Origin of the sequence: Kribbella sp. NBC_01484 (assembly GCF_036227145.1) — a bacterium.
Taxonomy (GTDB): Bacteria; Actinomycetota; Actinomycetes; order Propionibacteriales; family Kribbellaceae; genus Kribbella.
The window spans coordinates 6,080,048-6,101,810 of the sequence record NZ_CP109437.1 but is presented as its reverse complement, the minus strand read 5'-3'; the positions used below and the strand labels follow the sequence as shown (position 1 = coordinate 6,101,810).

Here is a 21,763-nt window from a genome sequence, read left to right as displayed (position 1 = left end):
CGTGGTTCTCCTCCTGGGTGAAAAGGTGCTTTCACCCAGGAGGTAGAAGCCGTCCGGCCGATTTCGACATCACCGGCCGAAGAAGTCCTACTTCGCGACGACCCGCAGGGAGAACTCCGCCTGGCCGTCGCCTGTGGAGCGGGCCACGAAACCGCCGGAGCGGAGGGCCGCCAGGTCCTTGTCGGAGCTGAACCGCGGGCTGAGCGAGCCCGCCGCCTCGAAGTCGACGTACCCGACCGTCACCGCGCCCTTGGTGTCGGGCAGGGCCTGCTTGAAGTTCTCGGACTGGCCGAGGTTGCCGCCCTTGAGCACCTGCTCGGCGTAGTCCTTGTCGGTGGCGAGGACGAGCGTGTCGTCGTCCTTGGCCGTCTCGATCGGGACGTTGGCCGAACTCCGCTCGTGCAGCAGGGTGGTCAGCTTCTCCACCACCGGCTCGGCCTTGGCCGGGTCGGTCTCCATCCGGGCCGCGATCTTCGGGCCGTTCGCGCTGTCCTTGTCGATCGCGACCGCGAGGTTCTTGCCCAGCAAGCTCTTCAGGTCGTCCGGCAGCGTCAGGCCGGTCTCCTCGCTGATCTGCTCGGTGAGCTGCTTGATGTTGCCGTTGGACGCCTTGTCCATCTGTTGCCACATCGTGTCGACCAGGTTCTCGCCGCCCGACACCGCGACCGCGCCGGCCGTGCTGTCCGGCAGCTTGGTGATCAGGTCACCGGCGTCGGCCGAGTTCACCTTGATGCTCTTGTCGCCCTGCGCGATGCCCTTCAGTTCGACGTACGACGCGTCGAACCGCAGCGCGGCGGCCATGCTCGCGTCGCCGATCCCGCCGAGCGCCGCGGAGTCGACCTTGCCGGAGATCGAGGCGATGCCCTTCATGTCGGCCCAGGCGGACATGAAGCCCTGCTCTCCGAGCTTGTCCATGTCCGAGCTGAACTTGGCGTTCTTGTCCAGCGGGTTGTCCTTGGCGGTGGCGACGGCCTTGTCGACGGTGGCCTGGTCGTCGCCGAGCAGCACGTAGCCGTTGCTGAACGCGCGACCCGGCTTCTTGTCCTCGTTCGCCAACAGCTTGTCGAGGCCCTTGGTGGCCTCGCCCTCGTTCTTCACCTGGACCGCGAGGACGACGACCGGGTCGTCCTTGCCGTTGGCGGGCGGGAGCGCGGCGATGCCGGCGCGTTCACCGAGCCACGGCTTGATGTCCTTGTCGTAGTCGACATCGGCCAGGTCGTTGCCTGCGTACTTCTTGATCTGCTCGAACAGCTTCTGCCGGAGGTCGTCCTTCTCACCGGTCAGGCCGAGCTTGTCCTTGACCGACGGGAACTTCAGCAGGAAGCGGATCGCGGCGACCTTCTGGCCGGCCGACGGGTTCAGGTCGACCCGGGCGTAGGCGACGGCGGTGCCCGGCAGCACGGCGGACGGCTGGTCGCCGCCCTTGAGCTTGCCGTAGGCAAAGATTCCGCCACCCGCGACGACGAGCACCATGGCCAGCGCCGCGATCAGCGGGATCACCTTGCCGCGCTTCTTCTTCGGCTCCGGTTGCCACTGCGGCTGCCCGTATCCAGGCCCCTGCGGCGGCTGCCCACCAACGTGCAACTGCTCGTACGACGCCTGCCCACCGGCCGGTCCGTACGGCGCCTGACCCGGCTGCCCGTACTGCGGCGCACCCTGGCCGTACTGCGGTCCACCGTGCGGCTGCTGCGGTCCGCCGTACGGCTGACCCTGCTGCGGCTGACCCTGCTGCGGCGGGCGCTGCTGGTAAGCGGGCTGCTGCGGGCCGGGCTGCGGCGGGTACTGCGGCCGACCGGGCTGGGGCCACAGGTTCTGGCCTTGACCCTGCGGCGGGCCGTACGGGTTCTGGGGGTTCTGCGGACCGCCGGCACCCGGGTACTGCGGGGTGGGCGGGGTGTTCTGGTCGGACATATGCTCCCTCGCTGGCCGGTGGCCTCACCCACCGGACTGGCAAAGGCTATTGCACCGGTGGTGCAGGCTCTGACGCGGCAGGTTGCGATGTGGTTGCAACCGGCTCGCTCCGCCAGGTGGTCGCCGCGAGGATGGCGCACGCCAGCGCGGCACCGATCAGCCAGGCCGCGGCGGGAGTCCAGATGTGCAGTTCGAGCGGCGCCGAGATCAGATCACCGGGCTTGGCCGCCTGCAGTCGCGGCTGCAGCGGATCGTGGCCGAGCAGCATGCCGACACCCCAGCAGATGCCGGAGCCCAGGCACGCGCCGAGCGTCACGATCGCGACCGACCACGGTCCGTAGTTCCGCAGCCACCAGAAGAGCGCCCCACCGAGCACGAGCCCGGCCAGGAACCCGATCGCGGTGAACGTGCCATCCGGACCGAAGATCCGGGTCATCTGCTCCTCCCCCAGCGCTCCACCGTTCTCGTCCACGGTGTACTGCGCGAGCGGCGAGAACTGCTGCCACGCCCACCCGGCCACCACACCGGCGGCCAGGAACACCACGACGGTCACCACGATCGCCTTCGCCCACGGCATCTCCGGCTCCGGCGGTGCCGGCGTACCAAAGGGCCCACCTGCAGGTGGGGGTGCATACGGCGAGGGCTGCCCGGGCTGCTGTGGCAACGACGGCTGCACTGGTTGACTCACCTCGACAGTGTGGCCCATGCCCGGTAGCCGCACCCCACCGCCCCGCTCCGGCGCGCTTGCGCGCTTTCCCTCAGACCCAAGTTCTAGTCGCGTCGGCGCTCGGGCCGTTCCAGGAGCACATCAGGCATCACCCCGGCCACCCTCGCTCAGCTCTCCCGCCTTTCGGTCGTGATCCTCAGCTGGCCAGGCAGGACGGGCCGAGGAGCGCCTTCAGGTCCGCCATCAGCGAGGCGGTCGGCGTGACTCTGAACTGATCGCCGATCCGCAGCACCGTCGTCTTCTGCCGACCTTGCAGCCGGAGGTGCACCTCGGTCATTCCCGGGTGTGACCGCAACACATCACGGAGACCATCTGCCACCGGTTGAGTGCACCGGTTCTCCGCCATCGTGATCACCACCGGACCGCTCGGGCCCTCGGTCAGGTCCGGCACGATCACCTCGGAGCCGCTCAGCTCGACCCGGTCCTCGCGACGACGCAGCCGCCCCTTCATCAAGATGATCGCGTCGTTGCTCAGCAGGTGCGCGTGCAGCTGGTACGCCGAGGAGAACATCATCACCTCGATCGAACCCTCGAGGTCCTCGATGGTGACGATCGCGTAGATGTCGCCGCGCTTGTTCACCTTCCGCTGGACCGCGGTGACCAGGCCGCCGATCGTCACCTGGGTGCCGTCCGGCCGGTCCTCGTCGGCGAGCAGCTGACCGATCGTGCAGTCGCTGCCGTTGGTGAGCACGTGCTCGACACCGAACAGCGGGTGGTCGGACACGTAGAGACCGAGCATGTCGCGCTCGTGCGCGAGCTTGGTCGCCTTGTCCCACTCCTCGATCTCGGGGACGGTGACGGTGAGCCGGCTGTTGCCTTCGCCCTCGTCGGCGTCGTCGCCCATCGAGAACAGGTCGAACTGGCCGTGCGCCTCGTTCCGCTTCAGGTCGATCGCTTCGTCGACGGCCTGCTCGTGCACCGCGACGACCGCACGCCGGGCGTGGTTCATCGAGTCGAACGAGCCGGCCTTCGCCAGCGACTCGATCACCCGCTTGTTGCAGACCGGCAGCGACACCTTGTCGATGAAGTCGACGAAGTCGGTGAACCGGCCCTTCTCCTCGCGGGCCGCGACGATCTCGGCCACCACGTTCACGCCGACGTTGCGGATCGCGGACAGGCCGAAACGGATGTCGGTGCCGACCGGGGTGAAGTTCGAGTCCGACTCGTTGACGTCGGGCGGCAGCACCTTGATGCCCATCCGGCGGCACTCGTTCAGATAGATGGCCATCTTGTCCTTGTCGTCCTTCACGGACGTCAGGACGGCGGCCATGTACTCCGCCGGATAGTTCGCCTTCAGGTACGCCGTCCAGTACGAAACCAGACCGTACGCCGCGGAATGTGCCTTGTTGAACGCGTAGTCGGAGAACGGGACCAGCACGTCCCACAGCGCCTTGATCGACGCGGCGCTGAAGCCGTTCTCCTTCATCCCGGCCTCGAAGCCGACGTACTCGGCGTCGAGCACTTCCTTCTTCTTCTTGCCCATCGCCTTGCGGAGCAGATCCGCCTTGCCCAGGCTGTAGCCGGCCAGCTCCTGGGCGATTTTCAGCACCTGCTCCTGGTACACGATCAGGCCGTATGTCGGGCCGAGGATCGGCGTCAGCGCCTCTTCCAGCTCCGGATGCAGGTAGGTGATCTCCTGCTGCCCGTTCTTCCGCAGCGCATAGTTGGTGTGGGAGTTCGCGCCCATCGGGCCGGGCCGGTAGAGCGCGCCGACGGCCGAGATGTCCTCGAAGCCGTCCGGCTTCATGAGCCGCAGCAAGGCCCGCATCGGGCCGCCGTCGAACTGGAACACACCGAGCGTGTCTCCGCGACCGAGCAGCTCGAAGGTCGGAGCGTCGTCCAGGCTCTTGGCCAGCACGTCCAGGTCCAGCGTGATGCCGCGGCTGGCCTCGACGTTCTTGATCGCGTCGTCCATGATCGTCAGGTTGCGCAGGCCCAGGAAGTCCATCTTGACCAGACCGAGCGTCTCGCAGCTCGGGTAGTCGAACTGGGTGATGATCTGGCCGTCCTGCTCGCGGCGCATGATCGGGATCAGGTCGATCAGCGGCTCGCTGGACATGATCACGCCGGCCGCGTGCACACCCCACTGGCGCTTCAGGTTCTCCAGGCCGCGGGCGGTGTCGACGATCTTGCGGACGTCCTGGTCGGACTCGTACAGCTGCCGGAACTCGCCCGCCTCGGAGTACCGCTTGTGCTGCGGGTCGAAGATGCCGGACAGCGGCACGTCCTTGCCCATCACCGCGGGGGGCATCGCCTTGGTGATCCGGTCGCCCATCGCGAACGGGTAGTCCAGCACCCGGCCGGCGTCCTTGATCGCCTGCTTGGCCTTGATCGTGCCGTAGGTGACGATCATCGCGACCCGGTCGTCGCCGTACTTCTCGGTGACGTAGCGGATCACCTCGGGGCGGCGGCGGTCGTCGAAGTCGATGTCGAAGTCGGGCATCGACATACGTTCCGGATTCAGGAAGCGCTCGAAGATGAGGCCGTGCTGGAGCGGGTCCAGATCGGTGATCCGCATCGCGTACGCGCACATCGAACCGGCGCCGGAACCACGGCCCGGACCAACCCGGATGCCGTGCTCCTTGGCCCAGTTGATGAAGTCCGCGACGACCAGGAAGTAGCCCGCGTAGCCCTTCGAGGTGATGACCTCGATCTCGTACTCCGCCTGCTTGCGGACGTGGTCCGGGACGCCGCCGGGATAGCGCTTGTGCAGGCCGGTCTCGACCTCGGCGACGAACCAGGACTCCTCGTTGTGGCCGTCCGGGCAGGGGAACCGCGGCATGAACCGGCCCTCGCCCTCGGTGAAGCTGACGTCGCACTGCTCGGCGATCAGCAGCGTGTTGTCACACGCCTCCGGAAGGTCCCGGAACAATTCGCGCATCTGTTCCGGCGCCTTGAGGTAGAACTCCTGGCCGTCGAACTTGAACCGGTTCGGATCCGACAGGGTCGATGCGGACTGAACGCACAGCAACGCGGCATGCGCGGGGGCGTCCTCCTGGTGCGTGTAGTGCAGGTCGTTGGTCGCGACCAGCGGCAGGTTGAGGTCCTTGGCGAGTCGGAGCAGGTCCTCCTGCGTCCGCCGCTCGATGTCGATACCGTGATCCATCACTTCGCAGTAGAAATTCTCTGCGCCGAAGATGTCCCGAAACTCGGCGGCTGCCGCGACGGCCTCCTTGTACTGGCCAAGTCGCAGCCGGGTTTGCACCTCCCCGCCGACGCACCCGGTCGTCGCGATCAGACCCTGGCCGTAAGTCTGCAGCAGCTCCCGATCCATCCGAGGTTTGAAGTAGTAGCCCTCGAGGCTGGCCAGCGAGGCCATCCTGAAGAGGTTGTGCATGCCCCCGGTGTTCTTCGCGAGCAGGGTCATGTGTGTGTAGGAGCCACCGCCCGACACATCCTCGCTGCTGTTGTTACTGGCGTCCCCCCACTTGACTCTGCGCCGCTCGGTGCGGTGGGTTCCTGGCGTGAGGTACGCCTCGCAGCCGATGATCGGCTTGACGTCGTACTTCCGCGCGGTCCGCCAGAACTCGTACGCGCCGAAGACGAACCCGTGGTCCGTCGTCGCCAGCGCCGGCATACCCTTCTCGGCTGCGGCTTTGAACAGCTCGTCGATCCGCGCGGCACCGTCCAGCATGGAGTACTCGGTGTGGTTGTGCAGGTGCACGAAGCTGTCGCTGGACGCCATTCGACGCGGACCTCCCAGGGCGTGTGTGAGCGGGACTGAGCCAGCCTAAACGGCGCCATGGACGGTCTCTCAACCGCCGCTCCGGCCAGTCCCACGGCCGCCCGATATCCGGTCGTGGACCAGACCACGATCACACCAGTTGCCGTGCCCCGCCGGCCGCGGCAACTGGCCGGCGAGGCAGGCCCTCCATCCGCCCCAGCCGGAGGGATTCGGAGCGGATGGATCGGCCGACCTGGCGCCGAGCAGGGGTCTCAGGACGCCAGGTCAGCCGGCTTAGGTGCCGTCTGGCAGGAGGGTCCAGACGGCACTGTTCGCGGGAAGCTTCTCGCCCGCTTCGGTGTCGCTGGCGATCAGCACTACGCCCTCGACCGGGTTGCAGACCGGTCGGGACGAACAGTTCACAGCGCACGCGAGTCCGTCGCCGCGAGTGAACGCGAGTACGCCGGGCTCCGTCGGCAGCCATCGGAAGTCGCCGAAGGCGAGCGCCGGGATCCGGTGCCGCAGAGCCAGCGCCTCGCGATAGAGATGCAGCATCGAGTCACCACTGCCCAGCAACAGGTCCGCCGCGTGCTCCGCGAACCAGTCCGGCTGCGGAAGCCACGTCGTACCCCGAGTGCCGTCCGGTGAGAACCCGAAGGAGTCGTGTGCTGCTGTCCACGGTAGCGGTACCCGACAACCGTCCCGCCCGCGTCGCACGCCGCCACTGCGGTGGAACATCGGATCGGTCAGCAGATGCTCCGGCAGATCCGTGACCTCGGGCAGTCCTAGCTCCTCACCTTGATAGAGGTAGGACGATCCCGGCAGCGCCAGCATCAGCAGCGCCGCCGCACGCGCCCGGGCCAGGCCGAGGTGGAGATCGCCGGGTCCGGCACCCGGTGCTCCGCCGGCGTACCGGGTGACGGACCTCGGCATGTCGTGGTTGTTCAGCACCCAGGCGACGGAAGATCCGGACCCGGCGATCGTCCCGAGCCCCCGGTCGATCACGTCATGCAGCGCCTGGTCGTCCCACTCGGCGCGGAGGAACTCGAAGAAGAAGGTCTGATGCAGCTCGTCCGGGCGCTGGTACTGCGCGAGCTGATCGGTGTCCAGGAGGCCGACCTCGCCGACCAGGACCCGGTCACGGCCGGTCCGCCGGGAGTACTCCTCCGCGATCGCTCGCCAACTGCGCCACACCCCGTGCACCTCGGGCTGGTTCCAGGCGTGCGGGTTGATCGGATCGCCGGTGAGTTCGTCGTGCTCGGCGTGCTCGTGGTCGGGCAGCCCGTCGGCCTTGTGCAGTCCGTGCGCGACGTCGATCCGCAGCCCGTCCACGCCGCGGTCGAGCCAGAAGCGCAGGACCTCCTCGAAGTACGACGAGACGTCCGGGTGCCGCCAGTTGAAGTCCGGCTGCTCGGCCGCGAACGTGTGCAGGAACCACTGGGTGTCTGACGCCCGCTGCCACGCGGACCCACCGAAGATCGACCGCCAATTGTTGGGTGGCAACTCGCCGTACTCACCTCGCCCGTCGGCGAAGTGGAAATGGGCCCGCTCCGGACTGCCCGGGCCGGCCGCGAGCGCCGCGCGGAACCAGGGATGCTCGATCGAGCAATGGTTCGGTACGACGTCGACGAGCACCTTCAGGTCGAGCCGGTGGGCGTCCCGGATCAGCCGGTCGAACGACTCGAGCGTCCCGTACTCCGGATGGACGCCGCGGTAGTCGGAGACGTCGTACCCGTGGTCGTGCTGCGGGGACGGATAGAACGGGTTGAGCCAGAGCGCGTCGACGCCGAGGCTGCGCAGGTACGGCAACCGGGCGCGGACGCCGTCGAGGTCGCCGATGCCGTCACCGTCGGAGTCGGCGAAGCTGCGGACGTAGACCTGGTAGACGACCGCGGTCTGCCACCAGTCGCGGGCGCTGCCCGGCAGGGGTGGGCAGCACACTTCGGCTGACATCGGGGTACCTCGGCAACGTGGGGGGAGGGGCAACGTTGTCAGCCACGATCCCGGCCGGACGGCGTACGGACATCGGGACACCTACGGATATCGCTACGTACGTCGTGCGAGTCCAACGTGGAAACGTTACCGATCGGGGTGCTCGGCGACCCAGCGGCCGACCTGGGCCCGGGAGCTGAAGCCGAGCTTGCTGAGGATGTGCTCGACGTGCGTCTCGACGGTCCGCTGGGAGATGACGAGGCGGGCGGCGATCTCCCGGTTGCTCAGCCCCTCGCCGACCAGGCCCGCGATCTCGTGCTCGCGCCGCGTCAGCCGGCCGGCCATCCCCGGCTTCGTGGCGGTCTCGCGTTCCTCCCCCAGCGCCAGCGCGACGGCCTGGTCGAACGAGTACGCGGCACCTTGCGCGAAGGCCCCGTCGAAGACCTCGTCGCCGACCACTGCGCGGATCCGCTGGGCGGTCGACTCGTCGAACTGACTGTACGGCGTCGTCTCGTCGACGTGCGCGCCGCTGGACCGCCAGACCGCGCGGGACGCGCCCGCCAGCCGGGCCGCCCGCTCGTCCGGCGCGGTCGACCCGGCGCACCACGACAGTGCCTGGACGCAGAAGCCGATCCCGGTGCGGTCGTTCATCGGCAGCCACAGCCGGATCGCCTCGCGGAACGCACGCGTGGCCGGCTCGAACTGGTCGTGGTCGCGCCACCGGACGATGCCGGTGCTCCACAGCGCGTAGGCCTTCGACGAGGCCGCGCTTCGGGACTCGGCCAGCTCGTAGGCCTGCCGGCTGAACTCCTCGACCCGCGGATCGCCGAGGAAGAAGGTTGCCGCGGACAACAAGATCAGCAGGTCGAACTCGCCCAGCTCGTCCTGGACCGCACGATAGCTCGCCAGGCCGCGCTCCAGCCGGGCGACGGCACCGGTGAGATCACCTTGGTAGATCAGCGCCTGCCCCTCCACCTCGGCGATCCGGGCCCGCAACTGCTCGTCGTCGTACCGCTCGGCGAGCTCCGCGCACTCGGCCAGCAGCCGGGTCGACTGCTCGGCCTCGCCCAGGAACATCGAGAGATAGGCACCGGCCCAGATCCCCTTCGCCCTGGTCGGGGTCTGCTCCGGCGCGGCGTCGATCGCCAAGCTGAGGTAGCGATGCCCTTCGCGGAGGAACCCGGCGAACCAGAAGTTCCACAGCGGTGCCGCGATCTCCAGGGCGGCCGCGCCTTCACCCGGCTCGCTCAGGCAGAAATCGAGGGCGACCCGGAGGTTCTCGTGCTCGCGCCGCATCCGGATGTACCAGTCGGCCTGCCGCGGGCTGAAGCAGTCCGCCTCCCAGCGAGCCGCCAGCGTCCGGTAGTAGTCGCGGTGCCGGCGCTCGAACTCGCGGGTCTGGCCGGCGTCGGCCAGCCGTCGGCCGCCGTAGTGACACATGGTGCTGAGGATGTCGTACCAGGCGACGGCGTGGTCGGTGGCCACCGTGCGCATGATGACCGACTTGTTCACCAGGCCGGCAATCAGGTCGAGCACGTCGTCCCGCGGGACACCGTCGCCTGAGCAGATCTCCTCCACTGCTTCCAGGTCGAATCCGCCGGCGAAGACCGACAACCGCTCCCACAGCATCCGCTCCGCAGGGGAACACAGGTCGTAACTCCAGCCGATGGCTGCCTCCAGCGCCTGCTGCCTGGCCGGCCCGGCCGGTCGCCCGCCGGTCAGCAACCGGAAGCGGTCCTGGAGCCGGTCGATGATCTGCGCGAGCGACAGCGTCCGCATCCAGACCGCCGCCAGCTCGAGAGCCAGTGGTACGCCGTCCAACCGCCGGCACAGCTCGATCACTTGAGCCCGGTTGGTCTCATCGATCACGAACTCGGGCATCACCGCGCGGACGCGATCCGCGAAGAGAATCAAGGCCTCGTACTGGTCGGCGTCGGCGGCCGGCACCTCGGCCGTCGGCGTCGACAACGGTGGCACGGACAGGACCTGCTCACCTTCGACACCGAGCACGTGCCGGCTGGTGACCAGGATCCGCAGGTACGGTGCCGCCGCCAGCAGCTTGCTCACCAGTACGGCGCACGCCTCGGCCAGGTGCTCACAGTTGTCGAGCACCAACAGCAGGTGCTTGTCCTCCAAGTACTCCGCCAGGTCGGCCGTCGGGTTGGCCGACACCTGGCTGAGCTCCAGCGTCCCGGCCAGAGTGTGTCCGAGCAGGGCAGGATCCTGCAGGGCGCCGAGTTCCACGAACCAGACTCCGTCGGGGAACGTCCGTCGTACCTCTGCCGCCATCCGGAGCGCGAGGCGGGTCTTGCCGACTCCTCCTGAACCGGTCAGCGTGAGCAGACGGCTACTCGACAGCAACCGCCTCGTTTCCGCCAGCGCACGACGCCGGCCCACGAAGCTCGTCAGCTCAGCCGGCAACCGGCCACGAGTCGGCGCCGTGGGCTTCGACTCAGCCATGCCTCAGCCTAGGCCGGATCCGCGCGCTTGAGACCGGCTCGAGGTCGCGGCCGTTCAGACGAGTTCGCTGTCGTAGCCGTTGACGAGGAGAGCCTGACCGTCCCGCAGCGGCAGATACGGTACGCCGGTGCGGTCGTAGAGGTCGGCGACCTTCGCGAGGAGTTCGGTCTCGGGGTGCCCGGGTGAGTCGAGGTGCGGCACGATCGCATGGTCGAGGACACCGAGGCCGTCCCAGATCACCTCACCGTCGACCGCGCCGGCGTCGTCACACAGCTCGAGTCCGCGCAGGCTGGGCGCCAGAACACACGGTCCGGCGCTGTAGCCGGCGTACACGAGCCGCTCGGAGCGGATCAGCTCGGGGAGAAGCTGATCGGCGCCGGAGCGTGCCATGGCCGCTCGGAGGAGGAAGACGTTGCCGCCGCGGACCCAGACACCGTCGTAGCGCAAGAGCTCCGCGCGGAGGTCGGTCGGCTCGCGGAGGTCGACTTCCTCCGCGTGCAGGCCCAACGCAGTCAGCCAGGTGATCTCGTCCGCGACCTTCGCCCGGCGTACGCCGGGATCCTCGGTGTCGATCGAGTTGCAGATGACCGCGACCCGGCCGTTCGGTGGGAGGAGCGCGACGAGGCGGTCGGGATGGTCGCCGAGGCGGAAGGAGGACAGGTAGAGCTTCATTGCGCGTCGACGAGCAGATCCAGCGCGTGGTCGAGGTCGTCCGGGTACTTCGAGGTGAACTCGACGTACTCGCCGGTGCCGGGGTGGGTGAAGCCGAGGCGCATGGCGTGCAGCCACTGGCGGGTGAGTTGGAGACGCTCGGCGAGGACCGGGTCGGCGCCGTACGTGAGGTCGCCGCAGCACGGGTGACCGATCGCGGACATGTGTACCCGGATCTGGTGCGTGCGGCCGGTCTCCAGCGTGATCTCCAGCAGCGTGGCGAACCGGAACGCCTCGAGCGTCTCGTAGTGCGTGACGCTCGGCTTGCCGCCGGCCACGACGCCGAACTTGTAGTCGTGGTGCGGATGCCGGTCGATCGGCGCGTCCACCGTGCCGGTGAACGGGTCGGGATGACCTTGGACCAGCGCGTGGTAGATCTTCTTGACCGTGCGCTCCTTGAAGGCGCGCTTGAGCACCGTGTACGCGTACTCCGTCTTCGCGACGACCATCAGCCCGGACGTGCCGACGTCGAGCCGGTGCACGATGCCCTTGCGCTCGGCCGCGCCGCTGGTGGAGATGTTGAAGCCTGCGCCGGCCAGATGGCCGATCACCGTCGGGCCGGTCCATCCCGGTGACGGGTGCGCGGCGACCCCGACCGGTTTGTCGACCACGACGATCTCGTCGTCGTCGTACACGATCCGGAGGTTGTCCACAGTCTCCGGTACGACGGTCACCTCGCCGGGCGGAGGTGGTAGCTCCACGTCGAGCAGTACGCCGGCCGACACCCGGGACGACTTGGGTGCCGGGGCGCCGTCGACCTGGACCAGACCGGACTCGATCAGCTCCGCGGCCTTGGTCCGGGACACACCGAACAGCCGCGACAGCGCCGCGTCCAACCGCTCGCCCGCGAGTCCGTCCGGCACCATCACGGTCCGCGAACTCACTTGCGCTGCTCCCGGGTGCCGTCGAGCTTGACCCCACGCAGGGTCTGGATCACCAGCAGGATCGCGGCCGACGTGACCGCCATGTCCGCGACGTTGAAGATCGCCCAGTGCGGGGTCTGCAGGAAGTCGACCACGTGCCCGTGGAACGGTGAGGGCTCGCGGAAGATCCGGTCCATGATGTTCCCGACCGCGCCTCCGAACAGCAGCCCGAACGCCACCGCCCAGCCCGCCGACCCCAGCCGCCGGGACAGGTAGACGACCCCGACCGCCACAGTGATCTGCACGGCACTGATGTACGGCGTGTAGCCCGACCCGAGACTGAAGGCGGCGCCGGAGTTCCGGATCAGGTTGAACTTGAGCAGGCTCCCGACCACGTTCACCGGCTCACCCGGCGTCAGATGCGCCAGGGCCAGAGCCTTCGTCAGCTGGTCCAGGAGCAGGATCAGCAATCCGACCCCGCCGAACAGCGCGGTCCACTTCCAGGACTTCCGCCCCGCCTGGCCGCCATCGCCGGCGGGCTCGGCGGGCGAGGCGGCGGTTGCGTCACCGGCCCCGGCATCGGGGGGTGAGGACGACGGAGAACCGGCCGACTGCGCGTCGGCCGGCTCCGGTGGCTCTGCGTCCCCCGCCTGACGGGACGAGACGGGTTCGTTCAGCGGCGTTCTTCGCGTTCTTTGCATGACACGCACAGTGTCGCACGGGGGAACGCCTGCAACCGACCCTTGCCGATCGCGTTGCCGCAGCTCTCGCACACGCCGTACGTGCCGTCGTCGATCTTCGCCAGGGCGCGCTCGATCTGGTCGAGCATGTCCCGGGCGTTGTTCGCCAGCGACATCTCGTGGTCGCGCTCCAGCGTGGTGGAGCCGACGTCGGCCTGGTCGTTCCCGGCGCCGTCACCACCGTCCCGGAGCAGTCCGACGATCTCCTGCTCGGCGTCGTGTATTTCCTTCCTCAGGTGCACCACGTCGGCTTCCAGCTCGCCGCGGAGCTCGGCCAGCTCGGCCGCGGTCCACGGGGTCTCGCCGGACTTCACCGTGAGGGTCTCTGCCTTGTGTGCTGCGGACTTGGCCGGCGCCGTTGCCGGAGTCCTGTTCTCGTTCGTCTTCATGGCCACCCTCTTCGTCGGAGCATGCTTGGCAGGGGTCTTCTTGGCCGGAGCCTTCTTGGCCGCGGCGGTCGATGTCGACTTCTTCGCCGCGGAAGTCTTCGTGGCCGGCGAGGTTTTCGCCGGTGCCTTCTTGCGGGCCGTGGTCGTGGCCGGCTCGGTCGTCTTCTTCGCGGCACTCTTCTTGGCCGCGGCAGTGCGTTGGGGGGCGGTCTTCTTGGGAGCCGATGTAGCCATGGTCAGCTACCCCCTGCCTTCGTCGGTGACTGAAGCGGACTGGTCGCAAGACACTAGGCCACGTGTTCACCACGTGCCAGTCCGACGCGCAGACCGTGGGGATACGGTAGTCGGTTCTTCAAGCCCACTCGATGTTCCGCGCGTCACAGCGAAACTGACAGAAGTTCGGTTACTCCCCTGGCTCAGCCGAGCAGTCGTTTCAATCTCGGCCGGATGTCGCTCTCCTCCCCCTCCACCTCGACCACCTTGTCGCGGCTGGTCACGCCCCGCACCAACGTCACCCCAGAGCGTCGTACGCCGAACGCGGCAGCAACCGCATCCAGGACAGCCTTCGTCGCCTGTCCCTCCACCGCACGGGCTGCCACCGCGACCACCAGGGCCGGACCAGACGGTCCGTCGTACCGGCCCCCGACCGCGGTCCGTGAAGCTCCCGGTCGCACCCGCAGGAGAATTCTCATCCCTGAATTCTTGCCTGACCACCGATTAACGATTCGTAGTTGCCTCGTACTACGCCGTACACTGACAACCGCGATCCGCAAGGCAGTGACGGGGCAATCACCCCTGAGCCGCCGGAAGAACAGTCCGCAAGGACCTATTAGAACCGGCAGCGTCTCGTAAAGGAAGTGGGTGACCGCACTCTGGGTCACCAAGGAGGGTGGTACCGCGCGGTAGCAGGCGACACGCCTGGTGCTTCGTCCCTCGTCAGCAGTCACTGGCGACGAAGGACGACGGAAGATGGCGGCAGACACCCCGGAAACTCCCTGGCGGCAGGTCCCGGCCCAGGTTGACTTCCCCGCGCTCGAGCGAGAGATGCTCACCCTCTGGGACGAGCACGACACCTTCGCCAAGAGCCTCGAACAGTCCGCCGGCGGACAGCCGTGGACGTTCTTCGAGGGTCCCCCGACCGCGAACGGGATGCCCGGTACCCATCACATCGAGGCGCGCGTCTTCAAGGACGTCTTCCCGCGCTACCGGACCATGAAGGGCTTCTGGGTCGAGCGCAAGGCCGGCTGGGACTGCCACGGTCTGCCGGTCGAGGTCGCGGTGGAGAAGGAACTCGGCTTCAACGGCAAGAACGACATCGAGGCGTACGGCATCGCCGAGTTCAACGCCAAGTGCCGTGCGTCGGTGCTGCGGCATGTGGACGCGTTCAACGAGCTCACCGTCCGGATGGGCTACTGGGTCGACCTCGAGCACCCGTACCGGACCATGGACCCCGAGTACGTCCAGTCCGTCTGGTGGTCGCTCAAGCAGGTGCATGACAAGGGTCTGCTGGTCGAGGACTACCGCATCACGCCGTACTGCCCCCGCTGCGGCACCGGTCTGTCCGACCACGAGCTCGCGCAGGGCTACGAGACTGTCGTCGACCCCTCGGTCTACGTCCGCTTCCCGCTGACCTCAGGTCCGCTGGCAGGCAAGGCGTCACTGCTGGTCTGGACGACGACGCCGTGGACACTCGTTTCAAACACTGCGGTCGCAGTGCACCCAGACGTCCAGTACGTCGTCGCCACCGACGGCACCGAGTCCCTGGTCGTGGCCGAGCCCTTGCTGGACAAGCTGGGCGAGGGGTGGACGGTGACCGGTCAGTACGGCGGTCGCGAGATGGAGCGGTGGACCTACCAGCGGCCGTTCGAGCTGGTGGAGTTCCCCGAGCCGGCGCACTACGTCGTACTGGCTGAGTACGTGACCACCGAGGACGGCACCGGTCTGGTGCACCAGTCCCCCGCGTTCGGTGCGGACGACCTCGCGGTGAGCCGCGCCTACAACCTGCCGGTCGTGAACCCGGTGGACGCGAGCGGTCACTTCAACGCCGACGTCCCGCTGGTCGGCGGGCAGTTCTTCAAGAAGGCCGACGAGGATCTGGTCAAGGACCTCGCCGCGCGCGGCATCCTGTTCAGGCACGTACCGTACGAGCACCCGTACCCGCACTGCTGGCGCTGCCACACCCCGGTCATGTACTACGCCCTCCCGTCCTGGTACATCCGCACCACGCAGGTGAAGGACGCCTTGCTCCGGGAGAACGAGAAGACCAACTGGTACCCGGACTCGGTCAAGTGGGGCCGGTACGGCGACTGGCTGCGGAACAACATCGACTGGGCCGTCTCCCGCTCGCGCTACTGGGGTACGCCGCTGCCGATCTGGCGCTGCGAGGACGACCACCAGGTGTGCGTCGGTTCGCTGGCCGAGCTCGGTGAACTGGCCGGACGGGACCTGAGCGAGACCGATCCGCATCGGCCGTACGTCGACGACATCACCTTCGACTGCCCGACCTGTGGCGCCGAGGCTCGCCGGGTGCCCGAGGTGATCGACGCCTGGTACGACTCGGGTGCGATGCCGTTCGCGCAATGGGGCTACCCGTGGGCCGAGGGGTCGAAGGAGAAGTTCGAGCAGACGTACCCCGCCGACTTCATCTCCGAGGCGATCGACCAGACCCGTGGCTGGTTCTACACGCTGATGGCGATCGGCACGCTGGTCTTCGACGAGTCGTCGTACCGCAACGTCGTCTGCCTCGGCCACATCCTGGCCGAGGACGGCAGGAAGATGTCCAAGCACCTGGGCAACATCCTCGAGCCGATCCCGCTGATGGACGATCACAGCGCGGACGCGGTGCGCTGGTTCATGGCCGCGTCCGGCTCCCCCTGGAAGGCGCGCGGCATCGGGCCGAACGTGCTGAACGAGATCGTCCGGAAGGTGCTGCTCACCTACTGGAACACGGTCGCGTTCCACGCCCTGTACGCGCGGCTGGCCGACTGGTCGCCCACGGACGCCCCGGCGGTCGCCGAGCGCTCGGTGCTGGACCGCTGGCTGGTGAGCGAGACCCACCGGCTGGTCCGGGACACCGACGAGGCGTACGCGGCGTTCGACACACAGCGGCTCGGTCTGCTGATCAACTCGTTCGTCGACGTGCTCTCGAACTGGTACGTACGCCGTTCCCGCCGCCGGTTCTGGTCCGGTGACGCCGGCGCACTGGCGACGCTGCACGAGACGCTCGACGTGCTCACCCGGGTGATGGCGCCGCTGATGCCGTTCGTCACCGAGCGGGTCTGGCAGGACGTGTTCCGCCCGGTCACGCCCGGCCTGCCGGAGTCGGTCCACCTGGCCGCGTTCCCGGCGTACGACGAGACGCTGATCGACGACGTCCTCGCGCAGCACGTGTCGATGGCCAAGCGGGTCGTCGAGCTCGGCCGGTCGGCGCGGGCGGAGGCGAAGGTGCGCACGCGCCAGCCGCTGTCCCGGGCGCTCGTCGGATCGGCCGCGATCGCGGACCTGTCCCCCGAGCTGCTCCGGGAGATCGCCGACGAGCTCAACGTGGGCGCGGTGGAACCGCTGTCCTCGGCGGGTGCGGATCTGGTCGAGTTCTCCGCGAAGGGCAACTTCCGCGAGCTCGGCAAGCGGTTCGCGAAGCAGACGCCGGTGGTCGCCGCCGCGATCGCCGCGGCCGACGCCGCCGCCCTGGCCGCCTCCTTCAAGGAGTCGGGTACGGCGACGGTCGTGGTCGACGGCGCGGACATCGAGGTGGGCGAGGCCGACGTACTGCTGTCGGAGCGTCCGAAGGAAGGCTGGTCCGTGGTGAACGAGCAGGGCGAGACCGTCGCCCTCGACCTCGAGGTGACCCCGGAGCTCAAGCAGGCCGGCCTGGCCCGCGAGGTGGTCCGGACGTTGCAGGAGGCCCGGAAGAACGCCGGCCTCGAGGTGTCGGACCGGATCAAGGTCTGGCTGACCTCGACCGACGCCGACCTGACCGATGCCCTCGGCAAGCACGCCGACGAGATCGCCCGCGAGGTGCTCGCCGTCGAGCTGGCCCAGTCGGCACCGTCGGAGTCCGCGGACGTTGCCACCGGCACCGAAGAGGACCTGCAGCTCACCTACTGGCTGACCAAGGCCTGACCACCCCAGCCACCCACCTGCCCATCCGCCCTTTCCGTCCGATGGGTCAGCCCACCAGACGGTGGGTTGGCCCACCGGAATCAGGTGGGTCAACCCACCCGCAGATGGGTCAGCCCACCGGACAGGGACGGTGAACCGGGCGAGGCTATGTCTTGTCCCCACACCCCGGACAGGTGGCTTCCTGACTGATGGGTGGGTCAGGGTTGCTCGTCGGACGACGGATCCACCGCACGTGCGCGAGCCTCGGACACGACAGCGGGACCTGGGACATCTGACCAGATGTCCCAACTCCCCAGGAGATGTCCGCACTCCCGCGCGCAGATCCCGATGCGCCACCACCCCGGACCGAGAACCCCCACCCCGCCACCCGCGCGGACACCGAGTCGTGGATTCCGCATCAGGACTGCCGCGCCCCGAGCATCGGGTAGCAGGTGCTGGAGCAGCTTGGCTCCATGTCCCCACTGTGGGGAACTTTTCAGTCACCCACAGCACATTTAGTTCCCCAAACCGAGCAACAGCACCCCGAGCACCCGAGCACCATCAGCCGAGCACCGGCGGCGTGATCCGTCTCCTACCGCGGGGGAAGATTCCAATCACCCACGGCATACGTTCCTACGGCTGACGCCGTACCGGCTGCGGCCCGTGTGCGTCGAAACGCTCAGCGGCCGCAAAAGATCCTCTCGTCTGGCCCTGACCCCCGCACTGACACCGTGTTACCAACACCGGACGGTGTGTCAAAAGGGCCCGGACATGACGAAGAGGCGGTGCTGCCGGAAAGCACCGCCTCTCGTCGCGAGGTTTTTAGACGCCGTGACCGTGCGCCTGCGCGCGTGCCTCCGGGCGGAAGCCGTTGCGCGGGCTGAGCGTGTCGTCGCCGTTGCCCAGCGCCTTGAGCTGCTCAGTGAAGTAGGTCTTCAGCCGGCTGCGGTACTCGCGCTCGTAGGCGTGCAGGTCGTCGATCGTCCGCTCGAGCTGGCCCTTCTGCTTCTCCAGCGTGCCGAGCATCTGGGCCCGGCGCTCGGCGATCTCGCCGTCCAGCTTCTCGGCGCGGGCGCGAGCCTCACCGGTCATCCGGTCGGCCTTGCCGCGCGCCTCGTTCTCCAGCCGCTCGGCCTTGGCGCGGGCCTCGCCGATGATCTTGTCGGCGGTGTCCTTCGCCTCCTGGACCAGGTCGTCGGAGTGCTTGGTGGCCATCTCCAGCAGCCGCACAGCGGAGCTGGAGGCGTCCCCGACGGTTCCTGCTGCCGCAGCAGCCCCCGCGGCCGCTACAGCGGGTACCACGGGTGGCTTCTCCTCCGGCTTCTCGACCACGACCGGGGGCTTGGGCTGTTGCACGACGGGCGGCAGCGCGGCGGTCTGGTCGACCGGCCGCTCCTGGCCGGCGCCCGCGCGCTGAGCCGCCGCGAGCTTGGCCCGCAGCTCCTCGTTCTCGGCGAGAAGTCGCTCGAGCTCGGCTTCGACCTCGTCGAGGAAGGAGTCGACCTCTGTGACGTCGTAGCCCTCCCGTAGTCGGACGGGCGTGAATTGCTTCGAGCGGACGTCATCCGGCGTCAGCGGCATCTTTCACCTCGTTTGTCTGTGTCTTGGCGGAGTCCCCGTGGCCTACACCATCGGCGACTCAGTAGATCACGTTATCGCTTCGTTGTGTTCTAACGGAATCCGGGCGGGCGAAACAGCCCACTCCGCGGAACGCCGGCAACGAACCGGCCCCGTTTCTGCGTGGTTGTACCTACCCTGTCCCCGGCGTCCTCACCCTCGGACTCGGTGGATGATCCACCGGTTCCCTGTGGTCTGCGCCGCACTGGATCACAGTGAGCGCAGGGCCGTCGAGTTGATCGACATCGCCACGGAGACGATGACGAACAGCATCAGCATGGACAGGTCGATCCGCACCCCGCCGGCCCCGATCGGGGGCAGGATCCGCCGCAGCGGCTTCAGGAGCGGATCCGTGACCGAGTAGATCAGTTCGAAGAACAGCAGCAGCGGGCCCTTCGGGTGCCACTGCGGCGCGAACATGACGATCAGACTGAGTACGAACCGCGCCACCAGCACGAGGAAGAAGGCGAGCAGCACCCAGCTGAGAACACTGAGGACGAGCGCTAGAGCAACCATGTCGTCAATGAGTGTAGAAGACGGCGGAAGGGAGCGGGTCAGCTCTGGTTGTAGAACCCGTCCGCCGCGATCTTCTCCTTCTCCTCGGCGGCCACTGTCACGTTCGGCGGGCAGACCAGGAACACCTTGGTGGTGATCCGCTCGATCGACCCACGGCAGCAGAAGATCAGCCCGGCCGCGAAGTCGACCAGTCGCTTGGCGTCGGCGTGATCCATCTCGGTCAGGTTCATGATGACGGGCGTGCCGTCGCGGAAGTGCTCACCGATGACACGCGCCTCGTTGTAGCTGCGCGGGTGCACGGTGGTGATGCGGGCCAACTCGGTAACCTCCGGGGATGGTGCGACACCACGTCGTTCTGGAAACTTGCTGACCGTCGCGCCCTGCTCCTCGCGGCCTGGGTGAACGTGAGACTCGGCCCGCGGTTCGCGGACGTCCCGGTTCTCCCGGCCGGCGGGGACCGGCTCGGTCTCGTGGGACTCCCCGTCGACGGCTTCGTCGTCGTACTCGTCGAGGTCGTCGTACTCGTCGTCGTACCGCGCGTTGTAGCGCTCCCCGTCCTCGACCAAGCCGAGGTAGACACCCATCTTGCGCAGCGCGCCGCTCATGGCCCTCCAGCCCCTCGATCCGGTTCGGCGACAACGGTGAGCAGGAAGCAAAACCTGCTCGATGTCGACACTAACCCGCGGGGGTACGCGTTCCGAGTAAGGCGCGCCCGAGCCGGACGTGTGTCGCTCCCTGCCTGATCGCGGCGTCCAGGTCGGCCGTCATCCCGGCCGAGATCCAGTCGGCGCCGGGGTGTTCGGAGCGTAGCCGGGACGCTACCTCGCCCAGGCCGGCGAAGGCTTCGTCAGGGTCCGCGCCGAGCGGCGCGACCGCCATCACTCCCCCAAGCTCGAGCCCGTCTGCCGACGCCACCTCACCGGCGAGATCCAGTACGGCGTCCGGCTCGACGCCACCGCGGGCGGCACCGGTCGCGGCGTCCGCGGATCCGTACGACGCGAGACTCACCTGAAGGAGACAGCGAAGGGTCTTCTCTTCGGCGACCGCGGCCTTGGACAACGCGGCCACCAGCGACAACCGGTCGACGGAGTGCACGGCCGACGCGAAGCGGACGACCGAGCGGGCCTTCTTCGACTGCAGCTGACCGACGAAGTGCCAGGTGAGGTCCGGGCAGTCCGGGGCCTTCGCCTTGAGCTCCTGCTCACGGTTCTCGCCGACGTCACGGACGCCGAGGTCCGCCAGCGCCCGCACATCGCTGACTGGGAAGGTTTTGGTGATCGCGACAAGGGTGACCTCGTCCGGAGACCTCCCGGCCGCCTGACAGGCCTTCTCGATCCGCTCCCGGGCGTGGTGGAGATTCGCCCGCAGCTCGTCCGCGCGCGTCGTCACGCCGTGGTCACCGCGCCCAGCTTGACCAGGCCGGCCATCCGGCCACTGACGGGGCCTTCCCGCCGGTACGAGTACAGGGTCTCCGACTCGATCGTGCACGCCGTCGCGTCGACCACCTCGACGCCCAGCTCGTCCAGTTGTGCGCGGACCCCGGCCGCCACGTCGATGGCCGGCGTACCCCAGCTGGTCTCCGCGTACGACGCCGGCACCCGCTCGACGACCTCGGCCCGCATCTCCGCCGGCACCTCGTAGCAGTTCCCACAGGCATAGGGCCCGAGTACGGCGGTGATCCGCGTGGCACCTAGCTCACGCATCGCCTCCACGGTCGCCGGCACGACGCCGACGTACATGCCCTTGCGACCGGAGTGAGCCGCACCGATCACGCCATCACCTGCGAGCAACACCGGGAGACAGTCGGCGGCGCGAACACACAGCACCACATCGTCGCGCGTGGTGACGACACCATCGGCCTTCGGCATCGGCTGCATCGGAAGCTCGTCGTCCGGCCGCACGACAGACACGTCGCGTCCATGGACCTGGCTGACCCGCACGACACCCTCCGGCCGGACTCCGAACTCGGCCGCGATCAGCCGGAAGTTCGCCGTCACCGCCTCGGCATCGTCGCCGACCGCGCTGCCGAGATTCAGTTCGCCGTACGGCGCTTGGCTCGTGCCGCCGAAGCGGTCGGTGAAGGCGAAGCGGACGTCGTCGAGAACCTCGTCGTAGCCGAACACGACTGAAGG

Annotated in this window: 16 protein-coding genes; 1 reads left to right on the top strand and 15 read right to left on the bottom strand. The window is 68.1% G+C overall.

The features are described 5' to 3' along the window. Positions 1–87 precede the first annotated feature (87 nt). The 10 genes from OG555_RS29745 to OG555_RS29700 all read right to left on the bottom strand — a co-directional run bounded on the left by OG555_RS29745 (position 88) and on the right by OG555_RS29700 (position 14,089). Positions 88–1,911 carry a DUF3352 domain-containing protein gene (locus tag OG555_RS29745; protein ID WP_329475859.1) on the bottom strand — a complete coding sequence of 608 codons (1,824 nt, stop codon included), beginning with the start codon at positions 1,909–1,911 and terminating at the stop codon, positions 88–90. Positions 1,912–1,957: 46 nt separating this feature from the next. Next, positions 1,958–2,599, bottom strand: coding sequence for a hypothetical protein (locus OG555_RS29740; protein ID WP_329475857.1), 642 nt, complete (start codon positions 2,597–2,599; stop codon positions 1,958–1,960). A 175-nt stretch (positions 2,600–2,774) separates the two neighbouring features. Beyond that, positions 2,775–6,323 carry a DNA polymerase III subunit alpha gene (gene dnaE, locus OG555_RS29735; protein ID WP_329475856.1) on the bottom strand — a complete coding sequence of 1,183 codons (3,549 nt, stop codon included), beginning with the start codon at positions 6,321–6,323 and terminating at the stop codon, positions 2,775–2,777. Between the two features lie 273 nt (positions 6,324–6,596). Continuing rightward, positions 6,597–8,255: a glycoside hydrolase family 13 protein gene (locus OG555_RS29730; protein WP_329475855.1), complete on the bottom strand. Its 1,659-nt coding sequence runs from the start codon at positions 8,253–8,255 to the stop codon at positions 6,597–6,599. A 126-nt stretch (positions 8,256–8,381) separates the two neighbouring features. After that, a complete protein-coding gene (locus OG555_RS29725; RefSeq protein ID WP_329475854.1) occupies positions 8,382–10,694 on the bottom strand; it encodes an ATP-binding protein in 2,313 nt (770 codons plus the stop codon). A 54-nt stretch (positions 10,695–10,748) separates the two neighbouring features. After that, the gene (locus OG555_RS29720) at positions 10,749–11,366 is read right to left on the bottom strand and encodes a Type 1 glutamine amidotransferase-like domain-containing protein (RefSeq protein WP_329475853.1); all 618 of its coding nucleotides are present in this window, start codon (positions 11,364–11,366) and stop codon (positions 10,749–10,751) included. Further along, a complete protein-coding gene (locus OG555_RS29715; RefSeq protein WP_329484892.1) occupies positions 11,363–12,271 on the bottom strand; it encodes an RluA family pseudouridine synthase in 909 nt (302 codons plus the stop codon). Before OG555_RS29715 ends, OG555_RS29720 begins: the two co-directional genes overlap by 4 nt. 14 nt (positions 12,272–12,285) lie before the next feature. Continuing rightward, the gene (gene lspA, locus OG555_RS29710) at positions 12,286–12,969 is read right to left on the bottom strand and encodes a signal peptidase II (protein ID WP_329475852.1); all 684 of its coding nucleotides are present in this window, start codon (positions 12,967–12,969) and stop codon (positions 12,286–12,288) included. Further along, on the bottom strand, positions 12,942–13,631 hold the full coding sequence (locus tag OG555_RS29705; RefSeq protein WP_329475851.1) for a TraR/DksA family transcriptional regulator: 690 nt from the start codon (positions 13,629–13,631) through the stop codon (positions 12,942–12,944). Before OG555_RS29705 ends, lspA begins: the two co-directional genes overlap by 28 nt. Positions 13,632–13,813: 182 nt before the next feature. Then, positions 13,814–14,089, bottom strand: coding sequence for a DUF167 domain-containing protein (locus tag OG555_RS29700; protein WP_329475850.1), 276 nt, complete (start codon positions 14,087–14,089; stop codon positions 13,814–13,816). A 277-nt stretch (positions 14,090–14,366) separates the two neighbouring features. Between OG555_RS29700 and ileS the strand changes: the two genes are divergently transcribed. Continuing rightward, positions 14,367–17,519 carry an isoleucine--tRNA ligase gene (ileS, locus tag OG555_RS29695; RefSeq protein ID WP_329475848.1) on the top strand — a complete coding sequence of 1,051 codons (3,153 nt, stop codon included), beginning with the start codon at positions 14,367–14,369 and terminating at the stop codon, positions 17,517–17,519. Positions 17,520–18,320: 801 nt separating this feature from the next. Here ileS and OG555_RS29690 read toward each other — a convergent pair. The 5 genes from OG555_RS29690 to pgeF form a co-directional block, all read right to left on the bottom strand. Beyond that, positions 18,321–19,079, bottom strand: a complete 759-nt coding sequence (locus OG555_RS29690) for a DivIVA domain-containing protein (protein ID WP_328521776.1) — start codon at positions 19,077–19,079, stop codon at positions 18,321–18,323. A 246-nt stretch (positions 19,080–19,325) separates the two neighbouring features. Next, on the bottom strand, positions 19,326–19,631 hold the full coding sequence (locus tag OG555_RS29685) for a YggT family protein (RefSeq protein WP_329475847.1): 306 nt from the start codon (positions 19,629–19,631) through the stop codon (positions 19,326–19,328). Positions 19,632–19,669: 38 nt separating this feature from the next. Then, positions 19,670–20,236: a cell division protein SepF gene (locus OG555_RS29680; protein WP_329475846.1), complete on the bottom strand. Its 567-nt coding sequence runs from the start codon at positions 20,234–20,236 to the stop codon at positions 19,670–19,672. A 70-nt stretch (positions 20,237–20,306) separates the two neighbouring features. Continuing rightward, a complete protein-coding gene (locus tag OG555_RS29675) occupies positions 20,307–21,020 on the bottom strand; it encodes a YggS family pyridoxal phosphate-dependent enzyme (protein ID WP_329475845.1) in 714 nt (237 codons plus the stop codon). Continuing rightward, positions 21,017–21,754, bottom strand: a complete 738-nt coding sequence (pgeF, locus tag OG555_RS29670; protein WP_329475844.1) for a peptidoglycan editing factor PgeF — start codon at positions 21,752–21,754, stop codon at positions 21,017–21,019. Before pgeF ends, OG555_RS29675 begins: the two co-directional genes overlap by 4 nt. Between the last annotated feature and the right edge of the window lie 9 nt (positions 21,755–21,763).